This window comes from Caulobacter sp. GSs2 (assembly GCF_058680895.1).
The window spans coordinates 2,023,396-2,035,870 of the sequence record NZ_CM178725.1 but is presented as its reverse complement, the minus strand read 5'-3'; the positions used below and the strand labels follow the sequence as shown (position 1 = coordinate 2,035,870).

Sequence of the window (12,475 nt, the reverse complement as noted above, 5' to 3'; positions counted from 1 at the left end):
CGCCCTTGGAACACCGCGCGCATCATCGGCCCCAAGCCGCCGTTCAAGCCCAAACCTATCTGGGGAAACCGGCAGCAGTTCAAAGCGAACGGATGCGTGCGCGACCTCTCGATGTTCCATTGTGCGATCGACGCCAAGCTCCGGGAGGCTCCCTCCGAACCCGCGCCATAGTGATCCAACAGAAGACGGGTCAGCCGGTCCCGTTTGAAATCACGGAGCCAATGCGAGGTGCGCTGGCTGCCTGGCGCAAGGTTCGTGGTCGTCGTCAGGACGATTGGCTTTTCACCGAGTCGCGGCCGACCTGGCGATCACGTGAGCACGCGGCACTATGCCCGCCTCGTCGACAAATGGGTGTCGATGATTGAGCTCGAACCACGGGGTTACGGGACCGATAGTCCCAGACGAACGAAGGTGGCGCTGATCTGCAGGGAGACAGGCAACCTGCGAGCTTGCCACCTTCTTCTCGGTCACCGGAAATTTGAGAGCGCCGTTCGCTACCTCGGCATCGAGGTCGACGGGTTGGCTATATGCATCAGGCTCGGTCGCCGACGAGAACGAGTTGAACAACGCGTGCGACTGACGATCGCGATCGTCAAACAGCGTTGAGCGGGATCTTCAGATACCGCACACCATTGGCTTCTGGGTCCGGCAGGTGGCCGGCGCGCATGTTCACCTGGACGGACGGCAAGATTAGCCTGGGCATGTCGAGGGTTCGGTCACGCGCTTCCCGGAGGGCGACGAACTGTGCCTGGCTGACACCTTCGTGGACATGGATGTTATTCCGGCGCTGGTCGCCGATCGTCGTTTCCCACGCAAAGGCATCTCGGCCGGGGGCTTTGTAGTCATGACACAGAAAGACGCGCGTCTCGTCGGGAAGCGCTAGCAAGCGCTGGATTGACGCAAACAGCGTCGCCGCATCGCCGCCGGGAAAGTCGCAGCGCGCGGTGCCATAGTCGGGCATGAACAGGGTGTCGCCCACGAAGATGGCGTCGCCAATGACATAGGCCATGCAGGCCGGCGTGTGGCCGGGCACATGCAGGGCAATGGCCTGTAGTCCGCCAATGGAAAAGACCTCGCCGTCCCGGAACAGATGATCGAACTGTCGGCCGTCGCGGGCGAAATCCTGGCCGGCGTTGAACAGCTTTCCAAATGTCTCCTGAACGCTAACGATCTTCTCGCCGATCGCCAGGCGGCCGCCCAGAGCGCTTTGAAGATAGGGCGCGGCGGACAGATGGTCGGCATGGGCGTGGGTCTCCATTTGCCAGACGACCTCCAGCCCCTGGTCCCTGACATAGGCGATCAGGGCGTCGGCCGACCGCTCGCTGGTCCGACCGGCTGCGGCGTCATAGTCCAGGACGCTGTCGATAACGGCGCAGGCCGATGAGTTGGGATCACGCAGGACATAGCTGACCGTGAACGTCGCCTCGTCGAAAAAGGCTTGCACTTCGGGCCTTGAGGCGGGCGCGGCAAGCGCCTGTTCGATGATCGACTTCGCCTTGGTCACGGCGACGTCAGATGGTGAGATCGGCTCGCGCATTACAAACTCTCGGGGCTTGGGTATCGACAAGCTAGTTATATGCGAATATATGAATATACAAGTCCTATCGGGTAGGCCGCCATGTCCGTGTTCATGATCGTTTCAGCCTTGATGAGCGGCGCGCTGGTCGGCGCACTGCTGGGCCTGTTCGGCGGTGGCGGGTCGGTGCTCGCTACGCCACTCTTGCTCTATGTGGTCGGCATCAACGATCCCCACGTGGCCATCGGCACCTCGGCCGCCGCAGTCGCGGTCAATGCGGGGATGAACCTGATAGGCCACGGCCGAGGCGGACGCGTCAAATGGCCTTGCGCGACCGTTTTCGCCGGCGCGGGGCTGATCGGCTCGTTCCTCGGCTCGAGCCTGGCCAAGGCGGTCGAGGGACAGCGCCTGCTGCTGTGGTTCGCTTTCGCGATGGCGGCGATCGCGCTGTCGATGATGCGTCGACCCAAGTCTCAGGGTGATCCCCTCGTTCACATTTCACCCGCATTGATGCTGAAGCTGGCGCCGCTGGGCGTGCTCACCGGCCTGGCCGCAGGCTTCTTCGGGATCGGCGGCGGGTTTCTGATCGTGCCGGGATTGATGGCGGCGACCGGGATGACTCTGGCCAACGCCACGGCCTCGTCCTTGCTGTCGGTGTCGCTGTTTGGAGCGGCGACCTCGCTGAACTACGCCGCCTCGGGCCTGATCAACTGGCCCGTCGCGGGACTTTTTGTTCTAGGCGGCTTGGCGGGCGGCGCCGTGGGCGTCAGGGGTGCGGGGCTACTGGCGGCGCACGCGGTGCTGGCGCGGCGGCTGTTTGCAGGCCTGGTGTTGACCGTCGCGGTCTATGTCGCCTGGAAAGCCATGCAGGCTTGAGGTCTCGGCGCGGGCCTTGATTGGCGTTGCCCGCACCCGGGGCGGATGGGTTTTGACTAACGGCAGAGCCCTCGGCAGGCGCTCTCAGGGCGCCGGCCTTGAACACTGGATGTATCCTCGCACCTCAAAGCCGGGAGATCGTCCGACCGTGAGGACTTGGCTTGATGGCCGTGGAGCGCTTGCGCCTAAGCCCGTCCAGGGAAATCTGACCGCCACCGCGCACATAGATCAGAAAAAGCGCGCCCAGGATGGCGAGGCCTTCGAGCAGAGGCGCAGCGGAACCGGACGCGAGGCTTGTCGTCACGGCGTCGGGTAGGGTGGCCACGCTCCAGATCACCAACACCAGCAGCGCCGAAAGTCGCGTCCACAGGCCCGCAGCGAGACTTCCGCCCAAAACAACCAGGCTCGCGCCGGTCAGCCCCGCGATCGGCCCGCCACCCTCGCCTGCCGAGGCCAGGTGTCCGACGCCCACGCCGATGACCGCCAGGCCGACCAACCCCCTAAAAACAGGATCGGCCGATAGCGCCATCCAGCGCGGACGGGGCAGGGCATCATTGAGCACGGTCAGCATTTTGGGTCTCCCCTGGACGATGCGACCAGGCGGTGACGACGCTTGACGGTCAGGCTCGGGCCTCGCCGCGGTAAACGTCGCAAAGGGTTTCCAGCACGCGCATCGCGGCCGGATCGTCCAGTCGGTAGAAGATGGTCTGAGCCTCACGCCGGGTGGCCACCAAGCCCTCGGCCCGCATCTTGGCGAGATGCTGCGAGGTCGCCGACTGGGCCAGTCCGACGTGGATCGCCAGATCGCCGACCGAAGCCTCGCCGTCGATCAGACGGCAAAGGATCAACAGCCGTTGCTCGCTGGCCAGAAGCTTGAGCAGCCGCGCCGCCGAGTGGGCGCTGGCAGCCAGCTCCTGAACATCGTCAATAGGGCTTATGGAGGCAAGTTTGTTCATATGCCTAATGTAGAAGATACGCATGAAGGTTCAAGCTTGAGCGATGGCGCCTTGATGTCGCGGCCGTTGCTACCGTGCGACCAAGGCGGCCCGCCGAGTGTCGAGCTTGAGGCGAGGCGGACGTTAGGCTCAACTATTTCGGCGTTTCTGCGGCAGTGTGCCGATCGTCATCGCGCAGCACGACATAGATGGCCGGAATCACCAGCACGGTCAGCACCGTCGATGAGGCCAGACCAAACAGCAGCGAGATCGCCAGGCCCTGGAAGATCGGGTCGAACAGGATCACCGCAGCGCCGATCATGGCGGCCAGGGCCGTCAGAACGATCGGCTTGAAGCGTATGGCCCCGGCTTCCAGCAACACCTCGCGCAGCGGTCGGTCGCCGGTCTGGCTGTGGCGGATGAAGTCGACCAGCAGGATCGAGTTGCGCACGATGATCCCGGCCAGGGCGATGAAGCCGATCATCGAGGTGGCGCTGAACGGCGCCTTGAACAGGATGTGGCCAATGACGATGCCCACCAGGGTCAGGGGGATCGGGGTCAGGATCACCAGCGGCAGGCGGAAGCTTTTGAACTGGGCCACGACCAGCACATAGATGCCCAGGATCGCCACGCCGAAGGCCGCGCCCATGTCGCGGAAGGTCACCCAGGTGATCTCCCATTCGCCGTCCCACAGCAGGGTCGGCTTGCTCTCATCGGTCGGCTGGCCGTTCATGCGGATGTCGGGCTTGGGAAGATCGCCCCAGTCGGCGGCCTTGATCGCCTTGTCGACCGCCATCATGCCGTAGATCGGGGCCTCATAGGCGCCGGCCAGTTCGGCCATGATCATGTCGACGTCGCGGCCGTCGCGGCGGAAGATGTGGGTCGAGCCGGCTTCCCGGGTGGCGGTGACCACCTCGCCCAGCGCGACCAGGCGCCCGCCCTGACTTTGGGCCACGGGCAAGGCCGCCAGGCCCTCGTCCCAGCTGCGCGCCGACTGCGGCAGACGCACCGAGATTTCCAGCGGATCGCGGCCCTGGCCCCGATGGGCGTAGCCCACGACCTGTCCGCCGAAGGCTGCGCCGATCGAGTCCAGCACCTGCCGGTCATCGACCTTCAGGGCCTCCAGCCGGTCGCGGTCGGGAACCAGGCGCAGGCCGGGGCGGGCCTGACCGTAGCTGTCATCGATGTCGACAATATAGGGCACGGCCTTGAAGGCGGCCTTGACCCGCTCGGCCACGGCGCGGCGGGTCGCAGCGTCAGGGCCATAGATCTCGGCCAGCAGGGTGGCCATGACTGGCGGTCCGGGCGGGGCCTCGACCACCTTGATCGACGCGCCGGCCGGCAGGGCCACCCTGGCCAGCCGTTCGCGCAGGTCCAGGGCGATGACGTGGCTGGAGCGCTTGCGCTCGCCCTTTTCGGCCAGCGACACCGACAGGTCGCCCTGGTCGGGGCGATTGCGCAGATAGTAGTGGCGGACCAGACCGTTGAAATTGAACGGCGAGGCGGTTCCGGCATAGGCGTCGATCGCCGTCACCTCGGGCAGGGTGCGGGTGATCACGGCGGCGTCAGACAGGGCGCGGGCGGTGGCCTCCAGCGAGGTTCCCTCCGGCATGTCCAGCACCACCTGCAGCTCGGACTTGTTGTCGAACGGCAGCAGTTTGACGGTCACGGTCTTGGTGGCGAACATGGCGCCGGCCAGCACAGTGGCCAGGCCCACGGCGATCAGGAAGGTCCAGGCGCTCCTGCGCGTGGCGATCACCCGGCCGGCGACCCCGCGATAGAGCGCGCCCAGCTTGCCCTCGCCATCATGGCCTCCGCCGTGGCCGTCCGAGGCCAGGGTCTTGCGGGCGAAGCGCACCATCAGCCAGGGCGCGATGACCACGGCGACGAAGAACGAGAACACCATGGCCGCTGAGGCGTTGACGGGGATCGGGGCCATGTAGGGCCCCATCAGGCCCGAGACGAACAGCATGGGCAGCAGGGCCGAAACCACCGTCAGGGTGGCGACCACGGTAGGGTTGCCCACCTCGGCCACGGCGTCGACCGCCGCGTCGATCCGGCTGCGGCCATCGTTCATGGCCCAGTGGCGGGCGATATTCTCGATCATGACGATGGCGTCGTCGACCAGGATGCCAATCGAGAAGATCAGGGCGAACAGGCTGACCCGGTTGATCGTGTAACCCATCAGGTTGGAGGCGAAGAGGGTCAGCAGGATGGTCGTCGGGATGACAACGGCGGTCACCGCCGCCTCGCGCCAGCCGATGGCCAGACCGATCAGAACCACGATCGACAGGGTGGCCAAACCCAGGTGGAACAGCAGCTCATTGGCCTTTTCATTGGCGGTCGCGCCGTAGTCGCGGGTCACCGCCACATCCAGGCTGTCAGGCAGCAGCGAGCCCTTCAGGGCCTCGACGCGGGTCAGGACGGCCTGGGAGACGACGACGGCGTTGGCGCCCTTGCGCTTGGCGATGGCCAGGCTGACGGCGGGGGCCTGGCTCCAGACGCCGTCTGCGCGGGCATAGCGCCAGGCGCGGGCCTGATCCTCACGCGGGCCCTGGGCCACATCGGCGACATCGCGGACATAGACCGCCTGGCCGCCGGCCGAGGGCAGGGCCAGCAGGCCGATGTCGATGGCGCTGGTCAGGCTGCGGCCGGCCGTGACGTCGACCGCCTGGCCGCCGCCGCGAATCTGGCCGGCGGGAAAGGCGCGGGTGGCCTGACGCACGGTGTCCATCAGGGCGGCCAGCGACACGCCGTGCTGGGCCAGGCGCGCGGGATCGGGGGCGACGCGGATCTCCTCGGGCCGGCCGCCGACGATGAAGGTCAGGCCCACATCATCGACCTTGGCAACCTCGGTGCGCAGCTTGCCCGCCAGCTCATACAGCGCCTGATCGGTCCATTGGCCCGCCGCGCCCGGCCTGGGCGACAGCGTCAGGACGAGGCTCGGCACGTCATTGATACCCCGCGTCTGGATCAGGGGTTCGGCGATGCCTGCCGGGATGCGGTCATAGTTGGCGCGGACCTTCTCGTGGATGCGCACAGCCGCCGCGTCGGGATCGACCCCGACCTTGAAACGGGCCGTGACCATCACCTGATTGTCGTCGGCGAAGGTATAGACGTGCTCGACCTCGGCGACGCTCTTGACGATGGCCTCCAGCGGCTTGCCGACCAGTTCGATGGCGTCTGGCGCGCGCAGACCCGGCGCGGCGACCATGATGTCGACCATGGGCACGCTGATCTGCGGTTCCTCCTCGCGGGGGATCGAGATCAGCGCCAGCAGGCCTACGGCGATCGCCGCCAGCAGGATCAGCGGCGTCAGGGGTGACTTGATCGACGCCTTGGTCAGGCGACCCGAAAGACCCAGGTTCATCGGGCGGCCTCCGCCGGGGTCAGGATGTCGCCAAGGCGCAGGCCTGACAGAACTTCGACTGTGTCCGCCGTGACGCTCGCGCGGGTCTGGATCGGGGATTCCGAGATCGCGCCATCGGCTCCGACCAACCGGGCATAGTCGACGCCAAAGCGCGTGGCGACATAGCGCCGTGGAATGACGATCGCCTGGCGCTCGCCGATCCTGACGGCGGCGCGCACGCGCTGGCCGATCAGGTCGCCGGGCAGGTTGGGAGCCGTGACGTCGGCGGTGACCTGGCCGCCGTTGATCGACGGATAGATCTGGCTGATGGTTCCGCGCGCGGCCGTGCCGCGCAGGTCCTCGGCCGCCAGGTCGACGAAATCTCCGACCTTGAGGGCGCGCGCCTGGCCTTCCGGCAGTTCGATGCGCACGACCAGCGGGCCGGCCGTGATCCTGGCGATCGACTGGCCGGGCATCACCACCGAGCCCACGGGGACGTCGGCCACCAGGACCCGACCGGTGGCCGGGGCCAGGATAGCGCCTTGGGCGCCCAGCTCGGCGCTGGCCCCACGCTGGGCGCGGGCCGCTGACAGATTAGCGTTTGCGGCCTTGGCCTGGGCCTCGACCTGATCCAGGCGCGCCTGGGCGTAGACGCCATGCGAGAAGAGGTCGCGGGTGCGGGCCAGATCCGCCTGAGCGCGGGCCGCCTCGGCGGCGGCTGCGGCGACCTGGGCGTCGAACGCCCCGGTTTGCAGGGTCAGCCGATCATCCCTGATCCGACCAATCATCTGGCCCTGCCGCACGAGGTCGCCTTCCTTGACGCTCAAAGCCACCAGGGTTCCGGAAATCCTCGCCCGGGCCTCGGCCATGTCGCGCGTGGTCAGGGTCGCGGGAACCGGCTTGATGTCGGACACGACCTGGGCGCGGATTGTCAGACGGTTCGTCGCCGGAGCCATTTTGACCGCCGGCGCCGCGGCCTCCTTGGGTTCGCCGCAGGCACTGAGCAGCAAGGCGGCCCCCAAGGCGCTGATCAGATATGGCCGTGCCGTCATGGCGTCCCCTCCAGGGCTTTTGGTCTTGTGCTTGTCGACTAGCGGACGGTCGGCAGGCCGGCGGCCTTCCAGGCCATGATCCCGCCGGTCAGGTGGGTATCCAGCGCGTGTCCGGCCTTCTGGCAGTGGCCCAGGGCGGTCGCCGACCGCTTGCCCGAACCGCAGCTGAACACCACCGACTTGTCGCCGGCGTCCGGGAGGGCCTTGGGGTCGAAACTGGAGAGCGGAACATTGACCGCGCCAGGAATGCGCTCGGCGGCGAACTCGGCCGGCTCGCGCACATCGACCAGCAGGATCTCCTGGGCGTCGAGAGCGGTCTTCACCTGATGGGCGGTGAGGTCTTTGGTCTTGGGGGATCCGAACATCAGTGGGTCTCCTTGAAAGGGGCGGGTCCTGGGACCGCGCAGAACAGACGGGACAAGGTCTCGACCAGCGCGCGGGCCTGACCGCTGCGAAGGCCGTAGTAAATGGTCTGTCCATCGCGCCTCGCGGCCACCACGCCGTCGCGGCGCAACAGGCCCAGATGCTGCGAGGCCAGGGTCTCGCGAACGCCCAGGCCCTGGGCGAGCGCGCCCACCGACTGCTCGCCGTCGACCAGCGCGCAGACGATCATCAGCCGATGCGGATTGGCCAGCGCCTTGAGCAGGGCGCAGGCGTCGTCCGCGGAAGCCTTGAGGGCGGCAGGATCAAAATTCATAGTTGCGTATATGCGACTTTACGAATATCTAGTCAAGCCATCGATAGGGTGACGCTATCCCGACCGCTCGGGCTCAAACGTGATCCTGATCAAAGTTAGCCACGCGGAACGAGCCCAGTCTCGGCTCCGAACCACGGCGTGAGAGGAAACGGGATCATGGCCAAGCCGCGCATCGTCATTCTGGGCGCCGGACTGGGCGGCGCCATCGCCGCCTTCGAGATCAAGCAGGCCGTGGGCGATAAGGCCGTGGTCGAGGTGGTCTCGCAGGGCGACACCTTCCACTTCGTACCCTCAAACCCTTGGGTCGCTGTTCACTGGCGCAAGCGTGAGGCCATCGAGGTCAAGCTGCCGCCCGTGTTCAAGAAGAAGGGCATCGCTTTCCGGGGCATTGGCGCAGCCAAGGTCATGCCCGAACGCAACCAGTTGGAACTCTCCGATGGCATGCTGCTCGACTACGACTATCTGGTGATCGCCACCGGGCCGGAGCTGGCCTTTGACGAGATCCCCGGCCTTGGCCCGCACGGCGGCTTCACGCAGTCGATCTGCCACGTCGATCACGCCGAAACGGCGGCGACCGCCTTCGACCGCTTTGTGGAAAACCCCGGCCCGATCGTGGTCGGCGCGGTGCAGGGCGCGTCCTGCTTTGGTCCGGCCTATGAGTTCGCTCTGATCCTCGACACCGAACTGCGCCGCCGCAAGGTGCGCGACCGCGTGCCCATGACCTTTGTTACCTCCGAGCCCTATGTCGGCCATCTGGGCCTGGACGGGGTGGGCGACACCAAGGGCCTGCTGGAAAGCGAGATGCGCCAACGGCACATCAAGTGGATCACCAACGCCAAGGTTACTTCGGTGGAAGCCGGACTGATGCACGTTGAAGAGATCGCCGACGACGGCGCCGTCAAGGCGACCCACGACCTGCCGTTCTCCTATTCGATGATGCTGCCGGCCTTCCGGGGCGTGGCAGCGGTTCATGGGATCAGCGGTTTGACCAATCCGCGCGGCTTCATCCTGGTTGACAAACACCAACGCAATCCGACCTACCAGAACATCATGGCCCTGGGGGTCTGCGTCGCCATCGCTCCGACGGGCAAGACCCCGGTGCCGGTGGGCGTGCCCAAGACCGGCTTCATGATCGAGAGCATGGTCACGGCCATCGCCCAGAACTTCAAAGAGATCCTCAGCGGCCAGCCCGCCACCCATGAGGCAACCTGGAACGCCATCTGCCTGGCCGATTTCGGCGACGGCGGCGTGGTGTTCATCGCCCAGCCCCAGATTCCGCCACGCAACGTCAACTGGTCGGCCAGCGGCAAGTGGGTCCACCTGGCCAAGGTCGGGTTCGAGAAATACTTCCTGGCCAAGGTCAAGCGCGGCGAGAGCGAGCCCTTCTACGAGAAGCTCGCCCTGGACGTCATGGGTATCCACAAGATCAAGCCCTGAGGGCGAAAGGCAGTGTGATGCGGCAGCTTGTTTGTCCCGCCTGTGGCGCCACCAATCGCGCGCCCGAAAGCCGGAACGCCCTGGCGGCCAAGTGCGGCCGCTGCGGCGAGCGCCTGTTCTCCGGCGCTCCGACCGAGGTGAGCGGCGCGCAACTGGCCGCCCACGCCGGCAAGACCCGCGGCGTCGCTGTTCTCGTCGATGTCTGGGCCCCGTGGTGCGGACCCTGCCGGTCCATGGCCCCTCAGTTTGCTGCTGCAGCCGCGCGGCTCGAGCCGGACGTACGGCTCTTGAAGCTCAATTCCGAAGCCGAGCCGCAGGCCGCCGGGGCGTTGGGCGTCTCGGGCATTCCGGCGCTGCTGCTCTATCGGGACGGCGCCGTCATCGCCCGATCCGCCGGGCTGATGAGCGCGGCTCAAATCGTCGCCTGGACGCACCAGGCTCTGGCCCAGGCAAGCGCCTGAGCCGCTTGAGGAGATTGATCATGACTGTCGATCGTATGGTTCTGGCTTTTGCCGGCTTTGTCGTCCTGGTGGGCGTCGGCCTGGCCCAGTTTGTTCACCCCTGGTGGATCGGCCTGTCGATCTTTGCAGGCCTCAACATGATCCAGGCGGCCTTCACCGGCTTTTGCCCGGCCGCGATGATCTTCAAGAAACTCGGCGTCAAGCCGGGCGTCGCGTTCCAGTGAACTCGATGCGCGCCGTCCTAGCCCTGTTCTTGCTGGCCAGTGTCGCCGCGCCCTTGGGCGCGTCGGCCATGACCTTGCCCGAGGCCATCGCCCTGGCGCGGCGCGCCAATCCAGGTCTTGCCCAGGTGCAGGCCCAGTCGGACGCGGCCAACGCCCGGCTGGCCCAGGCGCGCTCCGGCCGTCTGCCTAGCCTCACCCTGTCGGGTGAGAGCGCAAGCGGAACGACCGATCTTGGTGGCTTCTTCGGCTTTGGCCAGAGCGATGTCTCGCCCCGCGCGGCGTCGCTGCAACTCCGCCAGCCCCTGTTCTCAGGCGGTGGCGTCAGCGCCGCTATCGCTCAGGCTGCAGAGGGTAAGGCGGCAGCCCTCGCTCAGGTCGGCGGTGCAACGGCTGCGCTCAGCGCCGAGGTTGCGTCATCCTATGTCGGGGTGCTTAGCGCCCAGGACATGGTGGCCTTGAGCCGGGCCCAGCTCGCCCAGATGGAGGCCATCACCAGCCAGGCGCAATTGCGCTTCAAGGGCGGAGAGATACCTCGCACTGATCTCGACCAGGCCATGGCCCGCCAGGCAGAGAGCCGCGCGGGCTTGGCCCGTGCCGAAGGTCAACTGGCCAGGAGCCGAGCACATTTCGTCTCCGTGGTCGGAGCGGAACCGAACGGGCTTGAGGCCGTGGTCGCGCCCCCCGCGACGCCTGCGTCGCTCGATGAGGCCATCGCTACGGCGTCTCAATCGAGCCCCATGCTTTTGGCCGCCGGGGCGGCCGAACGCGCGGCGCAGGCCGGCGTTCGCTATGCCAAGGCCGACCGACTGCCGAACCTCGCCTTGACCGCCACCGCCAGCACAGCGCGCGACCAGTTCTTTCCAGGCTACAGCGCCGATGGTGTCATGGTCGGTGTGCAAGGACGATGGACCCTGTTTTCGGGCGGTGCTGTAAGCGGCCGCGTTGATGAGGCAGGGGCAGCGCTTCGCGCCGCTCAGGCGGGCCTGAAGTCAGCGCAGGCTCAGGTGCGGGAGGCCGTGATCGGCGCCTGGGGCGATGTCGCCACCGCGCGGGCCGTGATGCTGGCCGCTACCGACCAGGCCAGCGCCGCGACCAGCGCGCTGGACAGCGTGCGCAATGAAGTGCGGGTGGGCCAAAAGCCCGTCCTGGATCTGCTCGACGCCGAACGCGAAGCCCTGGCCGCGCAAAGCGCCCTGGTGGCGGCGCGCGGCGAGGTGACGGTCTCGTCCTATCGGCTCGACGCGCTGCTGCATGGCCAATGAACCGGCCACGCCCGGCGATGTCCTGCGGGCTCTGGCCAATAGCCATCGCTTTCGGGTTCTCCACGCCCTGAGCGACGGAGCTCTGTAGGTCAGCGATACTCAGGCTCGTTTGCTGCTCTCGCCGTCGGCGCGGTCGCAACATCTGGCGCGGCTGCGCGACGCCGGAATTGTGGCCACCCGCCGCCTTACCGCGCGAAAATGCTGCGAGTCAGGCACGAAAACACCAGCCGCCCCGCCTCATCCAGCAGGTCGTGCTGGGCGATGATCATGCCCTTGCCTTCGCCGACCGGGTCCTTGCCCATCACCGTCATGCGGCCGCGCAGCAGTTCGCCAACCGGCGGGTTGCGCATCCAGCGCAGGGCGTCGACGCCCAGGCGCTTGGTCTGGGGCCAGGCGGCGGCGGCCTCGGCGTCCAGCCGCGACCAGATGGCGAACACCATCACGTCGGGGGCGCCGTTCTCGGGCGGCCAGCCGGGGGCGAAGGCGGCGATGAAGGCCTCCAGCGCCTTGCCCTCCACGGCGCGCGTGCCCAGGGACACGACCTGACCAATCTCGATATCGTCGAACGCGGCGGGCATGTCTGAAGTCTCACTTTGAATCGTCATCAACTGTCCATGGTCGGTCGGTGCTTGTCGAGAGCGCGCGGGCGGGCCATGTGTCCCTGAC

General features: G+C 66.8%; 13 protein-coding genes and 1 pseudogene. 6 read left to right on the top strand and 8 right to left on the bottom strand.

Annotated elements, in window-relative coordinates:
- Positions 1–21: 21 nt before the first annotated feature.
- Positions 22–606: pseudogene (locus tag ACW17Z_RS09945) on the top strand (site-specific integrase).
- Here ACW17Z_RS09945 and ACW17Z_RS09940 read toward each other — a convergent pair.
- Positions 593–1,537 (bottom strand): MBL fold metallo-hydrolase, encoded by a 945-nt coding sequence (locus tag ACW17Z_RS09940; RefSeq protein WP_492055873.1) that lies wholly within the window; start codon positions 1,535–1,537, stop codon positions 593–595. The pseudogene ACW17Z_RS09945 and the gene ACW17Z_RS09940 overlap by 14 nt on opposite strands.
- Positions 1,538–1,618: 81 nt before the next feature.
- Here ACW17Z_RS09940 and ACW17Z_RS09935 point away from each other — a divergent pair, with 81 nt between their 5' ends.
- Positions 1,619–2,392: a sulfite exporter TauE/SafE family protein gene (locus tag ACW17Z_RS09935; protein WP_492055872.1), complete on the top strand. Its 774-nt coding sequence runs from the start codon at positions 1,619–1,621 to the stop codon at positions 2,390–2,392.
- 124 nt (positions 2,393–2,516) lie between these two features.
- Here ACW17Z_RS09935 and ACW17Z_RS09930 read toward each other — a convergent pair whose 3' ends face one another.
- The 6 genes from ACW17Z_RS09930 to ACW17Z_RS09905 form a co-directional block, all read right to left on the bottom strand.
- Positions 2,517–2,963, bottom strand: coding sequence for a DoxX family protein (locus ACW17Z_RS09930; protein WP_492055871.1), 447 nt, complete (start codon positions 2,961–2,963; stop codon positions 2,517–2,519).
- A gap of 49 nt (positions 2,964–3,012) precedes the next feature.
- On the bottom strand, positions 3,013–3,348 hold the full coding sequence (locus ACW17Z_RS09925; protein WP_419319543.1) for an ArsR/SmtB family transcription factor: 336 nt from the start codon (positions 3,346–3,348) through the stop codon (positions 3,013–3,015).
- A 133-nt stretch (positions 3,349–3,481) separates the two neighbouring features.
- Positions 3,482–6,697, bottom strand: coding sequence for an efflux RND transporter permease subunit (locus tag ACW17Z_RS09920; protein ID WP_492055870.1), 3,216 nt, complete (start codon positions 6,695–6,697; stop codon positions 3,482–3,484).
- Entirely contained in the window at positions 6,694–7,728 is a 1,035-nt protein-coding gene (locus ACW17Z_RS09915) for an efflux RND transporter periplasmic adaptor subunit (RefSeq protein WP_492055869.1), read from the bottom strand. The genes ACW17Z_RS09920 and ACW17Z_RS09915 overlap by 4 nt, the downstream gene beginning before the upstream one ends.
- A gap of 38 nt (positions 7,729–7,766) precedes the next feature.
- Positions 7,767–8,093, bottom strand: coding sequence for a rhodanese-like domain-containing protein (locus ACW17Z_RS09910; protein ID WP_419319546.1), 327 nt, complete (start codon positions 8,091–8,093; stop codon positions 7,767–7,769).
- Positions 8,093–8,425: an ArsR/SmtB family transcription factor gene (locus ACW17Z_RS09905; RefSeq protein ID WP_419319547.1), complete on the bottom strand. Its 333-nt coding sequence runs from the start codon at positions 8,423–8,425 to the stop codon at positions 8,093–8,095. Before ACW17Z_RS09905 ends, ACW17Z_RS09910 begins: the two co-directional genes overlap by 1 nt.
- A 156-nt stretch (positions 8,426–8,581) precedes the next feature.
- Here ACW17Z_RS09905 and ACW17Z_RS09900 point away from each other — a divergent pair, with 156 nt between their 5' ends.
- From ACW17Z_RS09900 to ACW17Z_RS09885, 4 genes are read left to right on the top strand one after another with little or no spacing between them, the layout of a single operon-like run.
- Entirely contained in the window at positions 8,582–9,862 is a 1,281-nt protein-coding gene (locus tag ACW17Z_RS09900; RefSeq protein ID WP_419319548.1) for an NAD(P)/FAD-dependent oxidoreductase, read from the top strand.
- 17 nt (positions 9,863–9,879) lie between these two features.
- Positions 9,880–10,323, top strand: coding sequence for a thioredoxin domain-containing protein (locus tag ACW17Z_RS09895; RefSeq protein WP_419319549.1), 444 nt, complete (start codon positions 9,880–9,882; stop codon positions 10,321–10,323).
- 20 nt (positions 10,324–10,343) lie between these two features.
- The gene (locus ACW17Z_RS09890) at positions 10,344–10,547 is read left to right on the top strand and encodes a YgaP family membrane protein (protein ID WP_419319550.1); all 204 of its coding nucleotides are present in this window, start codon (positions 10,344–10,346) and stop codon (positions 10,545–10,547) included.
- Between the two features lie 5 nt (positions 10,548–10,552).
- Positions 10,553–11,809 (top strand): TolC family outer membrane protein, encoded by a 1,257-nt coding sequence (locus ACW17Z_RS09885; protein ID WP_492055868.1) that lies wholly within the window; start codon positions 10,553–10,555, stop codon positions 11,807–11,809.
- A gap of 185 nt (positions 11,810–11,994) precedes the next feature.
- Here the strand turns inward: ACW17Z_RS09885 and ACW17Z_RS09880 are convergent, their stop codons facing one another.
- The gene (locus tag ACW17Z_RS09880) at positions 11,995–12,387 is read right to left on the bottom strand and encodes a hotdog family protein (protein WP_419319552.1); all 393 of its coding nucleotides are present in this window, start codon (positions 12,385–12,387) and stop codon (positions 11,995–11,997) included.
- Between the last annotated feature and the right edge of the window lie 88 nt (positions 12,388–12,475).